This window comes from Luteococcus peritonei, from assembly GCF_039526385.1.
Taxonomy (GTDB): domain Bacteria; phylum Actinomycetota; class Actinomycetes; order Propionibacteriales; family Propionibacteriaceae; genus Luteococcus; species Luteococcus peritonei.
The window spans coordinates 117,974-136,525 of the sequence record NZ_BAAAIX010000001.1 but is presented as its reverse complement, the minus strand read 5'-3'; the positions used below and the strand labels follow the sequence as shown (position 1 = coordinate 136,525).

General features: G+C 69.9%; 16 protein-coding genes. 5 read left to right on the top strand and 11 right to left on the bottom strand.

Annotation, left to right across the window (positions count from 1 at the left end):
• Window positions 1-45: 45 nt before the first annotated feature.
• Window positions 46-969 (bottom strand): heme o synthase, encoded by a 924-nt coding sequence (locus ABD073_RS00650; protein WP_343871785.1) that lies wholly within the window; start codon window positions 967-969, stop codon window positions 46-48.
• A gap of 269 nt (window positions 970-1,238) precedes the next feature.
• Between ABD073_RS00650 and tal the strand changes: the two genes are divergently transcribed.
• From tal to pgl, 4 genes are all read left to right on the top strand, one after another.
• Window positions 1,239-2,351 carry a transaldolase gene (tal, locus tag ABD073_RS00645; protein WP_343871763.1) on the top strand — a complete coding sequence of 371 codons (1,113 nt, stop codon included), beginning with the start codon at window positions 1,239-1,241 and terminating at the stop codon, window positions 2,349-2,351.
• Window positions 2,352-2,420: 69 nt separating this feature from the next.
• Window positions 2,421-3,956 carry a glucose-6-phosphate dehydrogenase gene (gene zwf, locus ABD073_RS00640; protein ID WP_343871762.1) on the top strand — a complete coding sequence of 512 codons (1,536 nt, stop codon included), beginning with the start codon at window positions 2,421-2,423 and terminating at the stop codon, window positions 3,954-3,956.
• An 11-nt stretch (window positions 3,957-3,967) separates the two neighbouring features.
• On the top strand, window positions 3,968-4,963 hold the full coding sequence (locus tag ABD073_RS00635) for a glucose-6-phosphate dehydrogenase assembly protein OpcA (RefSeq protein ID WP_343871761.1): 996 nt from the start codon (window positions 3,968-3,970) through the stop codon (window positions 4,961-4,963).
• Entirely contained in the window at window positions 4,963-5,694 is a 732-nt protein-coding gene (pgl, locus tag ABD073_RS00630; RefSeq protein WP_343871760.1) for a 6-phosphogluconolactonase, read from the top strand. Before ABD073_RS00635 ends, pgl begins: the two co-directional genes overlap by 1 nt.
• A 90-nt stretch (window positions 5,695-5,784) precedes the next feature.
• Here the strand turns inward: pgl and ABD073_RS00625 are convergent, their stop codons facing one another.
• From ABD073_RS00625 to uvrC, 9 genes are all read right to left on the bottom strand, one after another.
• Window positions 5,785-6,141: an RNA polymerase-binding protein RbpA gene (locus ABD073_RS00625; RefSeq protein ID WP_343871759.1), complete on the bottom strand. Its 357-nt coding sequence runs from the start codon at window positions 6,139-6,141 to the stop codon at window positions 5,785-5,787.
• Window positions 6,142-6,218: 77 nt separating this feature from the next.
• Window positions 6,219-6,464 (bottom strand): preprotein translocase subunit SecG, encoded by a 246-nt coding sequence (secG, locus tag ABD073_RS00620; RefSeq protein WP_343871784.1) that lies wholly within the window; start codon window positions 6,462-6,464, stop codon window positions 6,219-6,221.
• Window positions 6,465-6,630: 166 nt separating this feature from the next.
• On the bottom strand, window positions 6,631-7,422 hold the full coding sequence (gene tpiA / locus ABD073_RS00615; RefSeq protein WP_343871758.1) for a triose-phosphate isomerase: 792 nt from the start codon (window positions 7,420-7,422) through the stop codon (window positions 6,631-6,633).
• Window positions 7,422-8,633, bottom strand: a complete 1,212-nt coding sequence (locus ABD073_RS00610) for a phosphoglycerate kinase (protein WP_343871757.1) — start codon at window positions 8,631-8,633, stop codon at window positions 7,422-7,424. Before ABD073_RS00610 ends, tpiA begins: the two co-directional genes overlap by 1 nt.
• Before the next feature lie 132 nt (window positions 8,634-8,765).
• Window positions 8,766-9,770, bottom strand: a complete 1,005-nt coding sequence (gene gap / locus ABD073_RS00605; RefSeq protein WP_343871756.1) for a type I glyceraldehyde-3-phosphate dehydrogenase — start codon at window positions 9,768-9,770, stop codon at window positions 8,766-8,768.
• Window positions 9,771-9,972: 202 nt separating this feature from the next.
• Window positions 9,973-10,956 carry a DNA-binding protein WhiA gene (gene whiA, locus ABD073_RS00600; protein ID WP_343871755.1) on the bottom strand — a complete coding sequence of 328 codons (984 nt, stop codon included), beginning with the start codon at window positions 10,954-10,956 and terminating at the stop codon, window positions 9,973-9,975.
• 119 nt (window positions 10,957-11,075) lie between these two features.
• A complete protein-coding gene (locus tag ABD073_RS00595) occupies window positions 11,076-12,020 on the bottom strand; it encodes a gluconeogenesis factor YvcK family protein (RefSeq protein WP_343871754.1) in 945 nt (314 codons plus the stop codon).
• Window positions 12,017-12,910, bottom strand: a complete 894-nt coding sequence (rapZ, locus tag ABD073_RS00590) for an RNase adapter RapZ (RefSeq protein WP_343871753.1) — start codon at window positions 12,908-12,910, stop codon at window positions 12,017-12,019. The genes ABD073_RS00595 and rapZ overlap by 4 nt, the downstream gene beginning before the upstream one ends.
• Before the next feature lie 28 nt (window positions 12,911-12,938).
• Complete coding sequence (gene uvrC / locus ABD073_RS00585) at window positions 12,939-14,915, bottom strand: excinuclease ABC subunit UvrC (protein ID WP_343871752.1); 1,977 nt, start codon at window positions 14,913-14,915, stop codon at window positions 12,939-12,941.
• A gap of 103 nt (window positions 14,916-15,018) precedes the next feature.
• On the opposite strand from uvrC, the gene ABD073_RS00580 reads away from it, so the two are divergent.
• On the top strand, window positions 15,019-15,417 hold the full coding sequence (locus ABD073_RS00580) for a Rieske (2Fe-2S) protein (RefSeq protein ID WP_343871751.1): 399 nt from the start codon (window positions 15,019-15,021) through the stop codon (window positions 15,415-15,417).
• A 104-nt stretch (window positions 15,418-15,521) separates the two neighbouring features.
• Here the strand turns inward: ABD073_RS00580 and uvrA are convergent, their stop codons facing one another.
• Window positions 15,522-18,536 (bottom strand): excinuclease ABC subunit UvrA, encoded by a 3,015-nt coding sequence (gene uvrA / locus ABD073_RS00575; protein ID WP_343871750.1) that lies wholly within the window; start codon window positions 18,534-18,536, stop codon window positions 15,522-15,524.
• Window positions 18,537-18,552: the final 16 nt, after the last annotated feature.

Below are 18,552 nucleotides of genomic sequence, written 5' to 3'. Positions count from 1 at the left end.
AGCGCTCAACCGGGATCCGGACCCCTGGGGCGGAACGGCGAGGGCTCAGAAGACAAGCGGGTCGATCGCGACGGCCAAGAAGACCAGGGCCAGATAGGTGTTCGACCAGTGGAACAGCCGCATCGCCTTCAGCTCCGCGTCGCGCTTGCCCGCCCGGGCACGCTGCAGCAGGGCCACGGCCTCGGCCAGGAAGACGGCACCGCAGACGGCGGCCACCGCCGGGTAGATCCAGCCGGTGTGCGCGGCGGGCCAGAGCAGCAGCGTGGTGGCCACGGTGAGCACGGAGTAGGCCAGGATGCGCCAGGCCACCCCCACCGCGTCCATCACCACCGGCAGCATCGGAACCTTGGCGGCGGCGTAGTCCTCGCGGTAACGGAAGGCCAGCGCCCAGGTATGGGGCGGGGTCCAGAAGAAGACCACCAGGAACAGGATGATCGGCGCCCAGTCCACCCGCCCGGTGATCGCGGTCCAGCCGATCAGGGGCGGGAAGCAGCCGGCGATGCCACCCCAGACGATGTTCTGGCTGGTGCGTCGCTTCAGCCACAGGGTGTAGACGAAGACGTAGAAGGCGTTCGCCGCCAGCGCCAGGCCCGCGGACAGCCAGTTGGCGCCCAGGCCCAGCATCAGGGTGGAGACCACGGCCAGGGCGATGGCGAAGATCCAGGCATTGCGGGTGGGCACCTGGTGGCGCGGCATCGGGCGGCGCCGGGTACGGCGCATCACCTCGTCGATGTCCGCGTCGAGGATGCAGTTGAAGGCATTGGCGCTGCCCGCGCTCAGCAGGCCGCCCAGCATGGTCCACACCGCGGTGGTCAGCGGCGGGAGGCCGCCGGCTGCCAGGAACATCACGGGCAGGGTGGTGGTGAGCAGCAGCTCGATGATGCGGGGCTTGGTGAGCGCCACATAGGCCTTCACACGGTCACCCGTGGTGGCACGCGCCGCCGAGGCCGCGCCGGCAGTCCCCGCCAGGGACGTGCTGGCCTTCTCGGCGGTGCTGTGCGTGGTCAACGTGGTTCCCTCCCCCGGGGCGGCCCGTGGTCCCTGCCCCTGGCCGGACGCGCTGCCCGGCTCGACTCCCGCGATTCTACGCACCTGCGCCCAACTTTCCGATTCCTGCGCGAAAGCCGTGGCCCCAGCCGGAGGCAAGGATGCGCATCCCCTTCCGAGGTCGGCCGGGCGCACCTAGTCTCGAGGGTGACGGGGTCCGATCACGGGCCCCGGGAAGCCCAGGAGGACCTGTGACCGACAAGAACAAGAACCTCGCCCAGCTCGCCGAGGCCGGTGTCTCGATCTGGCTGGACGACCTCTCACGCGAGCGGTTGAGCTCCGGCAACCTCGCCGAGCTCATCGAGACCAGCTCGGTCAGCGGCGTGACCACCAATCCCACCATCTTCGCCAGCGCGCTGAGCGACGGCGCCGCCTACGACGAGCAGCTGCGCGGCCTGGGGCAGGTGGACGTCGGCGAGGCGATCCGCGAGCTCACCAGCACCGACGTGCGCAATGCCTGTGACCTCTTCCAGCCGATCCACCAGGCCACCGACGGCGTCGACGGCCGCGTCTCCATCGAGGTGGAGCCGGGACTGGCCCGCGACACCGAGGGCACCGTGGAGCAGGCCGCCCTGCTGCACCGGATGGTCGACCGCGAGAACGTGCTGATCAAGATCCCCGCCGCCATCGAGGGCCTGGACGCGATCCGTCGCACCCTGGCCGCGGGCATCAGCGTGAACGTGACCCTGATCTTCTCCGTGGAGCGCTACCGCCAGGTGATGGATGCCTGGCTGGGTGGCCTGGAGGACGCCCAGGCCGCGGGCAAGGACATCAGCACGATCCACTCGGTGGCCAGCTTCTTCGTCTCCCGCGTCGACGCCGAGGTGGACAAGCGCCTCGAGGCGATCGGCACCGACGAGGCCCTCGCGCTCAAGGGCCGCGCCGCCATCGCCAACGCGCGGATCGCCTATGCCGCCTGGCAGGAGGTGATGGCCTCCGAGCGCTGGGGCCGCCTGAAGGCCGCCGGGGCCCACCCGCAGCGTCCGCTGTGGGCCTCCACCGGCGTGAAGAGCGCCGACTACCCCGACACCATGTACGTCACCGAGCTGGTGGCCCCCGACTGCGTCAACACCATGCCGGAGAAGACGCTGCAGGCCGTGGCCGACCACGGCAGCATCACCGGCGACACCATCACCAGCAATGTCGACGACGCGGTGCAGGTGCTCGGCCAGCTGGCCGAGGTGGGCATCGACATGGACGAGGTGGTCGTCAAGCTGGAGGACGAGGGCGTCTCGAAGTTCATCGACTCCTGGGAAGAGCTTGTGGGTACCGTAGGTTCTGCGATGAAGGCATCCCGGGCCTGAATCCCCCAGATCAGCGGCCGGGCCCGCGCTCCCCACGGGAGCGCGGGCCCGCTGCCATGAAGGAGCACTGTGAGCACCGACGAGCGCACCAATCCGCTGCGCGACCCGAAGGACCGCCGCCTGCCCCGCATCGCGGGGCCGTGCGCGCTGGTGATGTTCGGCGTCACCGGTGACCTGGCCGGCAAGAAGCTGCTGCCGGCCGTCTACGACCTGGCCAATCGCGGGCTGCTGCCCCCCGGCTTCGCCCTGGTGGGCTTCGGTCGTCGCGACTGGAGCGACGAGGACTTCCGCGAGCTGATGCACACCGCCGTCAAGGAACGGGCCCGTACCCCCTACCGCGCCGACGTCTGGGAGCAGCTGGCCCGCGGCGTGCGCTTCGTGCAGGGCGCCTTCAACGACGACGAGGGCTTCGCGCGGCTCAAGGAGACCCTGGTTGACCTCGAGGAGAGCATCGGCACCGGCGGCAACCACGCCTTCTACCTGTCCATCCCGCCGGGCAACTTCGACGACGTCGTGACCCAGCTGCGCAAGCACGGGCTGGCCGGTAACCGGGCGAACCGCTGGAGCCGGGTGATCATCGAGAAGCCCTTCGGTCACGACCTGGACTCGGCCCGGGAGCTGAACCGGATCGTGGGCGGTGTCTTCCCGCCGGAGTCGGTCTTCCGGATCGACCACTACCTCGGCAAGGAGACGGTGCAGAACATGCTGGCGGTGCGCTTCGCCAACCAGATGTTCGAGCCGATCTGGAACAACAACTTCGTCAGCCACGTGCAGATCACCATGGCCGAGGACATCGGCATCGGCGGGCGGGCCGGCTACTACGACGGCATCGGCGCGGCCCGCGACGTGATCCAGAACCACCTGCTGCAGCTGATGGCGCTGACCGCCATGGAGGAGCCCAACAACTTCGCCGCCGAGGAGCTGCGCGCCGAGAAGCGCAAGGTGCTGGCCGCCTCCTCCACCCCGGCAGACCTGGCCGCCCACACCGCCCGCGGCCAGTACCTGGGCGGCTGGCAGGGCGGGCAGAAGGTGCGCGGGTACCTGCAGGAGGACGGCATCGACCCGGGCTCGCAGACCGAGACCTATGCCGCGATCCGCGTCGACGTGGACAACCGACGGTGGGCCGGGGTCCCCTTCTACCTACGCACTGCCAAGCGGATGCCGCGCCGGGTGACCGAGATCGCCCTGCTCTTCAAGCGCGCCCCGCACCTGCCCTTCACCGACACCGACACCGTCCAGCTCGGCCAGAACGCCCTGGTGATGCGGATCCAGCCCGACGAGGGCGTCACCATGCGCTTCGGCGCCAAGGTGCCCGGCACCGCCATGGAGATCCGCGAGGTCAGCATGGACTTCGGCTACGGCAGCGCCTTCACCGAGTCCAGCCCGGAGGCCTACGAACGGCTCATCCTGGACGTCCTGCTGGGCGATCCGCCGCTCTTCCCGCAGCACGAGGAGGTGGAGCTGGGCTGGCAGATCCTGGACCCGGTGCTGGACTACTGGGCCGGTCTGGACAGCCAGCCGGAGGGCTACGCCTCGGGCACCTGGGGCCCCGCCTCCGGCGTCGAGATGCTGGCCCGCGACGGCTTCACCTGGCGACGTCCCTGAAAGGCAACCAGATGATCATCGAACTCACCGAGACCACCACCGCGGCCATCTCCTCGGCCATCCAGCGGGAGCGCGCCAAGGCCGGCTCCAGCGCCATGGCCTTCACCATGGTGGTGGTCACCGAGGACAAGCACTACAAGAAGGTGCTGCAGGCCAGCCTGCAGGCCGGTGCCGAGCACCCCAGCCGGATCATCGTGGTGGTCCGCTCCCGCGGCGAGCAGTCCGTGCTCAATGCCGAGGTGCGGATGGGAGAGGGCATCCCCGGCGAGCTGGTCACCCTGTGGCTGAACGGCGAACAGGCCGAGCACGCCGCCTCCGTGGTGCTGCCGCTGCTGCTGCCCGACTCCAAGGTGGTGGTCTGGTGGCCCAACAGCTCGCCGGAGAACATCGCCGACGATCCCATCGGCCAGCTGGCCACCCGTCGCATCACCGACGCCGCCGGCGCCTCCGACCCGGTGGCCGCCGTCGCGATACGGGCCCGTCACCATGCCGCCGGCGACACCGACCTGACCTGGACCCGGCTCACCCCCTGGCGAGCCCTGCTGGCCGCCGCGGTGGACCAGTACCACGGCCGGATCCGGCACGCCACCGTCGAGGCCGCCCGGGACAACGCCCCCGCCGAGCTGATGGCCGCCTGGCTGGATGCCCGGCTGGGCGTCGAGGTGGAGCGCCGCAACACGAAGGGGCCGGGCCTGACCGCCGTCCGGCTGGGCACCGCGGCCGGCGACATCGCCATCAAGCGTCCGGCCGGCACCAGCACCGCCTCCTACCTGGTGCCCGGCCAGCCGGTGCGCGAGGTGGCCCTCAAGCGCCGTGAGATCAACGAGCTGATCACCGAGGAGCTGCGCCGGATGGATCCCGACGCGATCTTCGAGGAGGCCACGCAGCAGCTGCTGCGCCGCCGGGAGCAGGGCAAGACCTCGGAGAAGGCGCGCGACGAGTCCGCCAGGCCGGCGGAGAAGAAGCCTGCCCGCAAGTCCAGCCGCAAGAAGCAGGAGGCCCACTGATGTCCCGCCGCGTGCTGCGCCATGTCGACCTCGACGAGCTGGTCGAGGATGCCGCCCGTCGCCTGATGGACACCCTGGTGGAGCTGCAGGCCAGCCAGGAGACCGTGCACCTGTGCCTGACCGGGGGCCGGGTGTCCAACCGGGTCTACGAGCGCTTCGCCGAACTGGTACCCGACTCCGGCCTGGAGGCCGCCCGGCTGCACCTGTGGTGGGGCGACGAGCGCTTCGTGCCCACCACCGACCCGGAGCGCCACTCGCTGCAGTCGCTGTCCATCCTGGCCCGCACCCTGCAGCTGTCCAGCTCACAGGTGCACCCGATGCCCTCCTCCGACGGCAAGACCGACCCCGACGAGGCTGCCTTCGCCTATGCCGAGGAACTGGGCGAGACGGTCTTCGACGTCTGCCTGCTGGGGATGGGGCCGGACGGCCACGTCGCCTCGCTGTTCAGCGGCCACCGCGCCTTCGAGCAGCCGCCCTCCGCGGCGGCGGTGGGCGTCACCGACTCCCCCGTGCCGCCCACGGAGCGGATCACGCTCACCACGGCCGCGCTGAACCGTTCGCAGCGGATCTGGCTGTGGGTCAGCGGGGAGCAGAAGGCCGAGGCCACCGCGCGCGCCCTGGGCGGCGAGCAGACGCTCCCTGCGGCCCAGGTGGCCGGCCGGCTGGAGACCCTCTGGTTCGTCGACGACGGCTCGGCGCGGGACCTGCCCACCTACCACTGCACCTTCTGAACCGACGCCTGCGGCGCCCGGCGCCCGGACGTGCCGGAGGCCCCGAGGATCTCTCCTCGGGGCCTCCGGTGCGTCATGGCTGGTGACCGGTCAGTAGATGACCTCACCGTTCTTGCGGCGCTCACGCAGGATGGCCAGCGCCTCCTCCAGGATCACCTTCGCCTCGGCGTCGGTGCGACGCTCCTTCACATAGGCCAGGTGCGTCTTGTAGGGGGTGGTCTTCGGTGGGGGCGGCGGGTTCTCGCTGTCCATGTTGGCCGGCATGCCGCACCGCGGGCAGTCCCACGTCTCCGGCACCTGCGCCTCGGCTGCGAAGGCCGGACGGGTCTCGTGACCGTTGCTGCAGAAGTACGAGACGTACATCCGCGGCGCCGCATCACCCCGCTCCGCCTCGCCCATCGGACCTGCTCCGACCCGGCTCCCCCGGATGGCGCTGCCACCTGCCACGTTCGTTCTCCTGACTTGCTCTGTTCCTGCTGGGAAGTGCCCTGGATGCGTGCCCCGACACGCGTGACGCGTGAGGCCTAGGTGGTGTAGCGGTAGAGCGCCAGCAGACCCAGGATGGTCAGGAACCAGACGATGCCGATGATGATGGTCAGTCGGTCGAGGTTACGTTCCGCCACGGAGGTGCCGCTCATCGAGCTGGACATGCCGCCACCGAACAGGTCGGACATGCCGCCACCGCGCCCCTTGTGGAGCAGGATGAACAGCGCGAGGATCACACTCTCGATCACCAGGAGGATCGACAGGGCCAGGATCGGCGTGGTCATCAGCGGTACCAGAATCACGTGGGCAAGCGTAACCCAGAAATCGGTGAATTCCACATCGACCTCTGGTCAAACCTCGCTTGTCGGGGCACACTTTGCACCCACACCTGCCGGGCACGACGAACGGGGCGCCACCATGCGGTGACGCCCCGTTCCCGGATGCTGCAGATCAGCCGATCGCGGGCAGCTCGTAGAAGCGCACGATCCCGGCGAACTCCTCCGGATCGAGGCTCGCGCCGCCCACCAGGGCGCCGTCCACGTCGGGCTTGGCCATCAGCTCGCCGACGTTCTTGGCCTTGACCGAGCCGCCGTACTGGATCCGGACGGCCTCGGCGGTCGGGGCGTCGTAGAGCTTGCCGATCTCCTCGCGGATCGCGCCACAGACCTCCTGCGCGTCCTCGGGGGTGGCCACCTCGCCGGTGCCGATCGCCCAGACGGGCTCGTAGGCGATGACCAGGTTGGCCACCTGGGCGGCGGAGATGCCCTCCAGCGCCCCGCGCACCTGGTCGAGGGTGTACTGCACCTGGTTGCCCGCCTTGCGGATGTCCAGGCCCTCGCCCACGCAGATGATCGGGGTCATGCCGTGCTCGATGACCTTCTTGGCCTTGGCGTTGACGGTGGCGTCGTCCTCGCCGTGGTACTGGCGACGCTCGGAGTGGCCGACGGCCACGTAGGAGCAGTTCAGCTTGGCCAGCATGGTGGCCGAGACCTCACCGGTGTAGGCGCCCTTGTCCTGGGTGGAGACGTCCTGAGCGCCGAAGGCGATGGGCAGGCGGTCACCCTCGACGAGGGTCTGCACGGTGCGGATGTCGGTGAACGGGACCAGCACGACGGCCTCGGACTTCGACTCGTCGTAGCCCTTGTCCTTCAGGGTCCAGGCGAGCTTCTGCACCAGGCCGGTGGCCTCGACGTGGTCGAGGTTCATCTTCCAGTTGCCGGCCATGATCGGCTTGCGTGCCATCAGTTGTTTCCTTCCAGAACGGTGAGACCCGGGAGCTCCTTGCCCTCCAGGTATTCGAGCGAGGCGCCGCCACCGGTGGAGATGTGGCCGAACTCCTCGTCGGCGTGGCCCAGGTCGCGGACGGCGGCGGCGGAGTCGCCACCACCCACCACGGACAGGCCGTCGACCTCGGTGAGCGCCTGGGCCACCGCGGCGGTGCCGTTGGACAGCTCCTTGATCTCGAAGACGCCCATCGGGCCGTTCCAGACCACGGTCTTGGCGGTCTTGATGGCGTCGGCGAAGAGCTTCTCGGTCTCGGGGCCGATGTCCAGGCCCATCTTGTCGGCCGGGATCGCGTCGACCTTGACGACCTCGACGGGGCCGTCGACGGTCTTGGCGTCGAAGTCCATGCCCTTGGCGATGCGGACGTCGACCGGCAGCAGCAGGGTCTTGCCCGCGGCCTTGGCCTGCTCCAGGTAGCCCTTGCAGGCGTCGATGGAGGCCTCGTCGAGCAGCGAGGTGCCGACCTCGTGGCCCTGCGCCTTGAGGAAGGTGTAGGCCATGCCGCCGCCGACGATGACGGTGTCGGCGATCTTGAGCAGGTTGTCGATGACGGCCAGCTTGTCGGCCACCTTCGCGCCGCCCAGCACCACGGTGAAGGGACGGTCGGGATCGGACAGGACCTTGGCGAAGACGTCGCCCTCCTTCTTCACCAGCAGGCCGCCGGCGGAGGGCAGCAGCTGGGCGATGTCGTAGACCGAGGCCTGCTTGCGGTGCACGACGCCGAAGCCGTCGGAGACGAAGACGTCGCCCAGGGCGGCGTACTTCTCGGCCAGCGCCTTGCGCTCGGCCTCGTCCTTGCTCTCCTCACCCTTCTCGTAGCGCACGTTCTCCATCAGGGCGACGTCGCCGTCGGCCAGCTGGGCCACGGTCTCCTGGGCGGAGGTGCCGACCACGTCGGAGGCCAGCTTGACCTCGGTGCCCAGCAGCTCGCCCAGTCGCTTGGCGACGGGGGCCAGGGAGTACTTGGGGTTGACCTCACCCTTGGGGCGGCCCAGGTGCGCCAGGACGACGACCTTGGCGCCCTTCTCGCGCAGCGCTTCCAGGGTGGGCAGGGCGGCCTTGATGCGGCCGTCGTCGGTGATGGTGGTGCCGTCCAGCGGCACGTTGAAGTCGCAGCGGATGACTACCCGCTTGCCCTTGAGATCGCCCAGATCGTTGATCGACTTCACGTCAATCCTTCCGTGGAGGTTTGGACAGGTGGTGGTGCGGGGTGGGCCCGTCGTCGGGCCCGGGTACGGGAACGGGGTGGGGCGCAGGTGCGCGCCCCACCCCGTTGCCTGGTTGCTCTACCGGGTGACCGGTCAGGCCAGCTTGCTGCCGACCAGGGAGGTCAGGCGGACCAGCGAGTTGGAGTAGCCCCACTCGTTGTCGTACCAGGACAGCACCTTCACCAGGTTGCCGATGACCTTGGTCTCGGTGGCGTCGAAGATGCTGGTGTGCGGGTCACCGACGATGTCGCTGGAGACGATCGGGTCCTCGGTGTACTTCAGGACACCCTTGAGCTCGCCCTCGGCAGCCTCCTTGACGGCGGCCTGGATCTCCTCGACGGTGACCTCCTTGGAGGCGACGAAGGTGAGGTCGGTCAGCGAGCCGGTGGGGGTGGGGACGCGGACGGCCAGGCCGTCGAACTTGCCCTTGAGCTCCGGGATGACCAGGGCCACGGCCTGGGCGGCGCCGGTCTTGGTGGGGATCATGTTCAGCGCGGCGGCGCGGGCGCGACGCAGGTCGCTGTGCGGGGCGTCGAGGATGCGCTGGTCACCGGTGTAGCTGTGGATGGTGGTCATGATGCCGCGCTCGATGCCGAACTTGTCGTTCAGCACCTTGGCCAGCGGGGCCAGGCAGTTGGTGGTGCAGGACGCGTTCGAGATGATGTTCATCTCGTTGGTGTAGTCCTTGTCGTTGACGCCCATGACGAAGGTGCCGTCGACGTTCTTGCCGGGGGCCGAGATGATGACCTTCTTGGCACCGCCGGCGATGTGGGCCTTGGCCTTCTCGCCATCGGTGAAGAAGCCGGTGGACTCCACGACCACGTCCACGCCCAGGTCGCCCCAAGGGAGGTTGGCCGGATCCTTCTCGGCCAGGACCTTGATGTCCTTGCCGTCGACGGTGATGACACCCTCGCCCGCGGTGACCTCGCCCTCGAAGCGACCCATGATCGAGTCGTACTTCAGCAGGTGGGCCAGGGTCTTGGTGTCGGTGAGGTCGTTGACGGCCACGACCTCGAGGTCGGCGCCCTGCTCCTGGAGGGCGCGGAAGAAGTTGCGGCCGATGCGGCCGAAGCCGTTGATGCCAACCTTGACGGTCATTCGTTATCTCCTTCGAGATATTCAGTGCCTCTGCACTTGGTGAAGAGACTGTTCGGACGTGTCCCACTCTAACGAATGGATCACGACAGCGTGAGGGCGGGTCGCGAACTTGCACGTTCAACTCCCCCGGCTTCACGCGGGGTGAACGGATGGTGACCGCGGGGTTACCGGACGGTCGAGAAGGCGCTGCTGCCGACCGGGCTCAGTCGTCGGCAAGCATCTCCGGGGACAGACCCGCCTCGGTGCCGGGAATCCCCTTGTCGGCGGCCACCTTGTCGGCGGTGGCGAGCAGCCGGCGGATCCGGCCGGCCACGGCGTCCTTGGTCAGCGGCGGGGTGTGCAGCTGGCCCAGCTCCTCCAGGCTCGCGTTCTTGTGCTCCAGGCGCAGCAGGCCGGCGGCCTTCAGGTGGTCGGGGACGTCCTCGCCCAGGATCTCCAGCGCCCGCTCCACGCGGGCACCGGCCGCCACCGCGGCACGCGCCGAGCGGCGCAGGTTGGCGTCGTCGAAGTTGGCCAGCCGGTTGGCCGAGGCGCGCACCTCGCGGCGCATCCGACGCTCCTCCCAGGCCAGCAGCGACTCGTGCGCCCCCAGCCGGGTGAGCATGGCACCGATGGCGTCGCCGTCGCGGATCACCACGCGGTCCACATTGCGGACCTCGCGGGCCTTGGCCGGGATCTGTAGCCGGCGGGCGGCGCCCACCAGGGCCAGCGCCGCCTCGGATCCGGGGCAGGTGACCTCCAGGGCCATCGAGCGTCCCGGCTCGGTGAGCGAGCCGTGGGCCAGGAAGGCGCCGCGCCAGGCGGCCACCTGGCAGCAGGTCCCGCCGCCCACCACGATGGCGGGCAGGCCGCGCACCGGGCGGCCGTGGGCGTCGGTGAGGCCGGTCTGGCGCGCCAGCGAGTCCCCCTCGGCCACCAGGCGCAGCAGGTAGCGGGTGCCACGACGGATGCCGGAGCCGTTGACCATGATCATGTCGGCGGTGAAGCCGTAGAGGTCCTGGATGGCGCTGCGCAGGCGACGGGCGGCCGCGCCGGTGTCGAACTCGGCCTCCACCACGATCCGGCCGCTGACGATGTGGATCCCGCCGGCGAAGCGCAGCATGCTCGCCACCTCGGAGCGCCGGCAGCAGGGCTTGGTGACCTTGATGGTCGCGAGCTCCGCCTTCACCTGCTGGGTCATTGCCATGCGGACTGAATCCTTCTGTGCTGCCTGTGATGGACCTCCCCCGAGGTGCGACCCGGCGGGCCACGATCACCGAATTGAACCACGTCCGTGGGGGTGATGACATTCCGGCTGGTGAGAGGCTACAGCCCCATCACGTCGGCATAGACCGCGGCCAGGCGCAAGGGGTCGTGCCGCGCGGAGCCGTCGCGCATCCTCACGTCGGCCAGCACCAACTCGGCACCGAGCGAGGCCACGAAACCTGCCAGGTGCTCGTCGTTGAAGGCTGCATCGGCCACGACGGTGTCCAGGCGCAGCCCCGGTGCGTGCTCGGCGAGCAGCTCGATGTGGCGCGAGGCGGTGAAGCCGTCGGTCTCGTCGGCAGGCTCGATGTTCAGTGTCAGGATGCGCCGGCCGGGGCACTGCGAGATGGCGCGGGCCAGCTCAGGAACCATCAGGTGCGGCAGCACGGAGGTGAACCAGGAGCCGGGGCCGAGCACCACGTAGTCGCTCTGCCCCACCGCCTCCAGCGCCTGCGGGCAGGCGGCCGGGTCGGCCGGCACCAGGCGGATCTTCTGCACCTCGGCCCGGGTCTTGGCCACCGTCGCCTGGCCGGACAGGGTGCAGACCTCGTCGGGGGCCAGCGGGTCCAGCCCGATCACGTCGGCCTCGATGGTCAGCGGGGACAGCGACATCGGCAGCACCCGGCCGCGGGTGCGCAGCAGGGCCGCCACCTGGTCCAGCCCGGCCACCGGGTCGTCCAGGTGCTGCCACAGACCCAGGATCAGCAGGTTGCCCACCGCGTGACCAGCCATCGGCCCGTCGCCGGCGAAGCGGGACTGCAGCACGTCGGCCCACTGCCGACCCTCCGCGTCGTCCCCGCACAGCGCCGCCAGCGCCATCCGCAGGTCTCCGGGCGGCAGGCAGTCGAACTCGTCGCGCAGCCGGCCCGAGGAGCCGCCGTCGTCGGCCACCGTGACCACCGCGGTGAGCCGGTCGGTGATCCGTCGCAGCGCGCTCAGGCTGGCGCTCAGCCCGTGGCCGCCGCCCAGGGCGGTCACCGTGGGCAGGCTCTTGCGGGCGCTCATTCCTTGCCCAGGTCGCGGTGCATCACGCTCACCTGCATGCCCTGCTCACGCAGCCGCCGGCCGAACTCCTCGCTCATCGCGGTGGAGCGGTGCTTGCCGCCGGTGCAGCCGATGGCCACGGTCACCTGGCGCTTGCCCTCGCGCACATAGCCGGGGGCCATGGTCTGGAACAGGCCCTGCAGCTTGTCCAGGAAGTCGGTGGCCCCGTTCTGCCCCAGCACATAGCTGCTCACCGCCTCCGACAGCCCGGTCTGGGGGCGCAGCTCGGGAACCCAGTGCGGGTTGGGCAGGAAGCGCACGTCGAGCACCAGGTCTGCGTCCAGCGGCAGGCCGTTCTTGAAGCCGAAGCTCATCACCACCACCCGGATCCGCTCGCCGTCGTCACCGCCGTAGGCGTGCGCCACCCGCGCGGAGAGCTGGTGCACGTTGAGGTTGGTGGTGTCGATCACCAGGTCTGCCGCGGCGCGCAGCGAGCTGAGCATCGCCCGCTCCTTGGTGATGCCGTCCACCAGGCGTCCGTCGCCCTGCAGCGGCAACGGCCGCCGGGTGGACTCCTGGCGTCGCACGATGACGGCGTCGTCGGCCTCCAGGTAGAGCACCTCCACCTCGACGCCCTGCTCGGCCAGGTCCGCGAAGACCACGCCGAGCTGCTCGAACAGGGCCCGGGAGCGCACGTCCAGCACCACGCCCAGCTTGGCGATGTCATTGCGGCGGGCCAGGTCCACCAGGCCGGGCAGCATCGACGGCGGCAGGTTGTCGACGACGTACCAGCCGAGGTCCTCCATCTGGTGGGCGGCGGTACGGCGACCGGCACCGGACAGGCCGGTGATGATCACCACGCGGGGCCCGGCGCTCGACGGGGACTGGGCGGACGACGTCGGTGTGCTCACGCGCCCATTGTGCCCGACCGGCCACCGCTCAGGTCTCGATCACCTCGCCGGTGGTCACGTTGACCGCCTCACCCGGCTGCTGGCCGGCCATCGCGTCCACCACGGCCTGGGCCAGGCGCGGTCCGAAGCCGGGCACCAGGCCCACCTCCTCGACGCTCGCGGCGCGCAGTTTCTTCATCGAGCCGAAGTGCTTGAGCAGCGCCTTGCGGCGCACCTCCCCCAGCCCCGGCACGTCGTCCAGCACGGACTCCACCATCGCCTTGCTGCGCCGGCCACGGTGGTGGGTGATGGCGAAGCGGTGGGCCTCGTCACGCAGCCGCTGCAGCAGGTAGAGCCCCTCGGAGGTGCGCGGCAGGATCAGCGGGTACTCCTCGTCGGGGATCCAGACCTCCTCGAGCCGCTTGGCCAGCCCGCACAGCGCGATCTCGTCGGCCAGGCCGAGCTCCTCCAGCACCTCGGCGGCGGCCTGCACCTGCGGCTGGCCGCCATCGACCACCACCAGGGCCGGGGCGTAGGCGAACTTGCGGGCCGCCCCGGTGGTGGCGTCCACCAGCACCGGACCGCCCTCGGCCTCGGCCGACATGGAGGCGCGGTCGTCGAGCAGCCGCCGGAAGCGCCTGGTCAGCACCTCCTTCATGGCTCGCAGGTCGTCGGAGCCCTCGAAGGAGCGGATCACGAAGCGGCGGTACTCGCTCTTGCGCGGCAGGCCGTCCTCGAAGACCACCATGGAGCCCACCACCTCGGTGCCCTGCAGGTGGGAGATGTCGTAGCACTCGATGCGCAGCGGCGCGGTCTCCAGCTCCAGCACCTGCTGGATCTGTTCCAGCGCACGGTTGCGGGTGGACAGGTCACCGGCGCGCCTCATCTTGTGCTGCTGCAGCGCCTCGGCGGCGTTGCGGGCCACCGTGTCCAGCAGCACCCGCTTGTCGCCGCGCTGGGGCACGTGCAGGTGGACGTTGGCATGGCGCTGCTCGCTGAGCAACTGGGCCATCACGTCACCGGAGGCCGGCATCACCGGCACCAGCACCTCGCGCGGGATGTGGCTGGCGGTCTCGGTGTCCGCGGCGGACTCGTCGGCATAGATCTGCAGCAGGAACTGCTCCACCAGCTCCTCCAGCCCGGCATCGTCGGCGCGGTCGGCCACCCAGCCACGCTCGCCGCGCACCCGGCCGGCGCGCACGTTGAAGATCTGCACGGCCACCTCCAGCGGGTCGGCCGCCAGCGCGATCACGTCGGCATCGGTGCCGTCGTCGAGCACGATGGCATTCTTCTCGGTGGCCTGCTTCAGCGCGGTGAGCGAGTCACGGATGACCGCGGCCTTCTCGAACTCCAGGTTGCTGCTGGCCTGCATCATGGAGCGTTCCATCTTGCGGGTCAGCTGACCGGTCTGCCCGGCCATGAAGCTGGCGAAGTCGCTCACCAGCTCGCGGTGGTCCTCCGGGCTGATCCGACCCACGCAGGGCGCCGAGCACTTGCCGATGTAGCCCAGCAGGCACGGGCGTCCCGCGGCGGCGGCATTGCGGAAGACGCCATTGCTGCAGGAGCGCATCGGGAAGACGTGCAGCAGCGCGTCGACGGTCTCGCGGATCGCCCAGGCCTGGCCGAAGGGCCCGTAGTAGCGCCAACCCTTGCGCTTGGCGCCACGCCCCACGAAGACCCGCGGGTACTCGTCGCTCCAGGTGATGCACAGCCAGGGATAGGACTTGTCGTCGCGGTACTTGACGTTGAAGCGCGGGTCGTACTGCTGGATCCAGGTGTACTCGAGCTGCAGGCTCTCCAGCTCGTTCTGCACCACGGTCCACTCCACCTTGGCGGCGGTGCGCACCATCGTCTGGGTGCGGAAGTGCAGGCCGGCCGGGTCGGCGAAGTAGGAGTTGAGCCGCTGGCGCAGGTTCTTGGCCTTGCCGACGTAGATCACCTGGCCGTGCGCGTCCGAGAAACGGTAGACCCCCGGATCGGTGGGAATGGTTCCCGGCTCGGGGCGATAGGTGGACGGATCGGCCATGCCGGCCAGTCTAGGCGGGCCCTGTGACAGTGCCGTCGCAGCGCGGCGCTAGGGTGGGCGCAGCGCCGCACGGCGCCCAGATCGTCGACCGAGAGGACCGTCCATGACCCCCGCAACCCGTCGCGACCTGCTGAGGACCGGCGGCCTGGCCGCCGCCGGGGTGGGCGCCACCGCCCTCGTTGGCTGCTCCGCCCCCGAGAAGAAGACCACCGGCCCCGCCGAGGTGGCCGCTGCCGACGTCCCGGTGGGCTCCGGCAAGATCCTGGAGGGCACCAACTACGTCGTCACCCAGCCCACCAAGGGGAGCTTCTGCGCCTTCGTCCGCGCCTGCCCGCACGCCGGCTGCGACGTGAGCAAGGTGGTGGAGTCCGAGATCATCTGCACCTGCCACGACTCCCGCTTCTCGATCAGCGACGGCTCGCGACTCAGCGGCCCGGCGACCGCGGGTCTGGGCAAGGCCACCGCCAAGGCCAGTGGCGACAAGGTCAGCATCACCGCCTGAGTCCCCACGGCCGGAGCTCCCGGCCAGTCAGCACGACGAACGGCGCCCGGCATTCCTGCAGGGCGCCGTTCTCACGTCCATCGGCCGTGGGAGCGGCCCTCGGCTCAGGCCTTGCGGGCGGTGGCCTTCTTCGCCGTGGCCTTGCGGGCGGTCGTCTTCTTGGCGGTGGTCTTCTTCGCGGCGGTCTTGCGGGCCGTCGCCTTCTTCGCGGCCTTCTTCGCCGTGGCGGGAGCAGGGGTGTCCACCAGTGCCTCCTGCGGCTCGCCGACCGGCACCTCCTTGCCCTTGAGGATGTCGGCCAGGAAGCGTCCGGTGTAGCTCTCGGGCACCCGCGAGACCTCTTCCGGGGTGCCGGTGGCCACCACCATGCCGCCACCCGAGCCACCCTCGGGACCCATGTCGATGACGTGGTCCGCGGTCTTGATGACGTCCAGGTTGTGCTCGATCACCACGATCGAGTTGCCCTGGTCCACCAGGCGGTCCAGCACCCCGAGCAGCTTGCGGATGTCCTCGAAGTGCAGGCCGGTGGTGGGCTCGTCGAGCACGTACATGGTGCGCCCGGTGGAGCGGCGCTGCAGCTCGGTGGCGAGCTTCACGCGCTGCGCCTCACCACCGGAGAGCGTGGTGGCGGGCTGGCCCAGCCGCACGTAGCCCAGGCCCACCTCGTCCAGGGTGCGCAGGTGCCGCGCGATCGCGTTGTGGGCGCCGAAGAAGTCGACGGCCTCCTCGATCGGCATGTCCAGCACCTCGGCGATGGTGCGGCCCTTGAAGTGGACCTCCAGCGTCTCTCGGTTGTACCGGGCCCCTTGGCAGACCTCGCAGGGCACGTAGACGTCGGGCAGGAAGTTCATCTCGATCTTGATGGTGCCGTCGCCCATGCAGTTCTCGCAGCGCCCGCCCTTCACGTTGAAGGAGAAGCGCCCGGCCTGGTAGCCGCGCACCTTGGCCTCGGGCGTGGCCGCGAACAGGTTGCGGATCTTGTCGAAGACGCCGGTGTAGGTGGCCGGGTTGGAGCGCGGGGTGCGGCCGATCGGCGACTGGTCGACGTGGATCACCTTGTCGATGTGCTCGACGCCGGTGATCGAGCGGTGCTTGCCCGGCACCGCCTTGGCCTTGTAGAGCCGCTGCGCCAGGGCGGTGTAGAGGATGCCGTTGACCACCGAGGACTTGCCGGAGCCGGAGACGCCGGTGACGGCCACCAGCTGGCCCAGCGGGAAGTGGACGTCCACCTCGCGCAGGTTGTTCTGGCGGGCGCCGTGCACCACGATCTCGCGCCCGGTGGCGGGACGCCGGGTGGCGGGCAACGGGATGGAACGCCGGCCCGACAGGTAGGCGCCGGTGATCGAGGACTCGTTGGCCAGCAGCTCCTCCACCGGCCCGGAGACCACCACGTGGCCGCCGTGCTCGCCGGCGCCGGGACCGACGTCGACGGTCCAGTCGGCCACCCGGATGGTGTCCTCGTCGTGCTCCACCACGATCAGGGTGTTGCCCAGGTCACGCAGCCGCTTCAGGGTCTCGATCAGACGGTGGTTGTCACGCTGGTGCAGGCCGATCGAGGGCTCGTCGAGGACGTAGAGCACCCCCACCAGGCCGGAGCCGATCTGGGTGGCAAGCCGGATCCGCTGCGCCTCGCCACCGGACAGCGAGCCGGCATTGCGCGACAGGGTGAGGTACTCCAGGCCCACATCCAGCAGGAAGCGGAGCCGGGCGTTGATCTCCTTGACCAACCGCTCGGCGATCTGCGACTCACGGGCGGTCATCTCCAGCCCGGCCAGGAAGTCGGCCACCTCGCGGATGGACATGTCGGCCAGCTGCGAGATGTTGCGCCCGCCCACGGTGACCGCCAACGACGTGGGCTTCAGCCGGGCGCCGTGGCAGGTGGGGCAGGGGATCTCGCGCAGATAGCCACCCCAACGGTCACGGGCGGAGTCGGTCTCCGCCTCGTCGTAGCGACGCCGCACGTAGCGCAGCACGCCCTCGTAGTTCTGGGTGAAGGTGCGGGTGCGGCCGAAGCGGTTGCGGTAGGAGACGTAGACCGGGTCCCCCGCGCCCTGCAGCAGCAGGCCGCGGACCTGCTCCGGCAGGTCCTCCCACGGGGTGTCGACGCTGAACTTCTCCTGCTTGGCCAGCGAGGAGAAGACGTGCTCGTAGTGCTTGGCGACGTGGGCATTGGCCCACGGGGCGATGGCGCCCTCGGCCAGCGACTTGCCGCGGTCCGGCACCACCAGGTCAGGATCCACCTCGAGGGTGGTGCCCAGGCCGGTGCAGGCCGGGCAGGCCCCCCAGGGGCCGTTGAAGGAGAACTGGCGCGGCTCGAGCTCGTCGATGGAGATGTCGTGCTCGTTGGGGCAGGCCATCTTCTCCGAGTAGCGGCGCTCGCGCTCGGGGTCCTTGGCGTCGCGGTCCACGAAGTCCACCGCCACGATGCCCTGGGCCAGCCGCAGCGCGGTCTCCACCGAGTCGGTGATCCGCTGCTTGGAGGTGGGCTTGACCGCCACGCGGTCCACCACCACCTCGATGTCGTGCTTGCGCTGCTTGTCCAGCGCCGGGACGTCGGTGAGCTGGTGGATCTCACCGTCCACCCGCACGCGGCTGTAGCCGTCGGCGGCCAGGCTGCGGATGAGGTCGACGTGCTCGCCCTTGCGTCCCTTGACCAGGGGCGCGAGCACTTGGAAGCGGGTGCCCTCGGGCAGGGCCATCAGCCGGTCGACGATCTGCTGCGGACTCTGCCGGGCGATCGGCTCGCCGCAGACCGGGCAGTGCGGGTGGCCGATGCGGGCGTACATCAGGCGCAGGTAGTCGTAGACCTCGGTGATGGTGCCCACCGTGGAGCGCGGGTTGCGACTGGTGGACTTCTGGTCGATGGAGACCGCCGGGGACAGGCCCTCGATGAAGTCCACGTCCGGCTTGTCCATCTGGCCCAGGAACATCCGGGCGTAGGCGCTCAGCGACTCCACGTAGCGACGCTGGCCCTCGGCGAAGATGGTGTCGAAGGCCAGGGAGGACTTGCCGGAGCCGGACAGGCCGGTGAACACGATCAACGCATCGCGCGGCAGGTCCAGCGAGACGTTGCGCAGGTTGTGCTCCCGGGCACCCTTGACGATCAGTCGGTCATTCACGCCCCCAAGAGTAGGG

Bases quoted from the DNA above. Each gene is read 5' to 3' on its own strand.
- secG (WP_343871784.1), bottom strand. From the start codon at position 6,464: ATGACCACGCCGATCCTGGCCCTGTCGATCCTCCTGGTGATCGAGAGT.
- ABD073_RS00635 (WP_343871761.1), top strand. From the start codon at position 3,968: ATGATCATCGAACTCACCGAGACCACCACCGCGGCCATCTCCTCGGCC.
- ABD073_RS00580 (WP_343871751.1), top strand. From the start codon at position 15,019: ATGACCCCCGCAACCCGTCGCGACCTGCTGAGGACCGGCGGCCTGGCC.
- tpiA (WP_343871758.1), bottom strand. From the start codon at position 7,422: ATGGCACGCAAGCCGATCATGGCCGGCAACTGGAAGATGAACCTCGAC.
- gap (WP_343871756.1), bottom strand. From the start codon at position 9,770: ATGACCGTCAAGGTTGGCATCAACGGCTTCGGCCGCATCGGCCGCAAC.
- ABD073_RS00595 (WP_343871754.1), bottom strand. From the start codon at position 12,020: ATGAGCGCCCGCAAGAGCCTGCCCACGGTGACCGCCCTGGGCGGCGGC.
- uvrC (WP_343871752.1), bottom strand. From the start codon at position 14,915: ATGGCCGATCCGTCCACCTATCGCCCCGAGCCGGGAACCATTCCCACC.
- whiA (WP_343871755.1), bottom strand. From the start codon at position 10,956: ATGGCAATGACCCAGCAGGTGAAGGCGGAGCTCGCGACCATCAAGGTC.
- pgl (WP_343871760.1), top strand. From the start codon at position 4,963: ATGTCCCGCCGCGTGCTGCGCCATGTCGACCTCGACGAGCTGGTCGAG.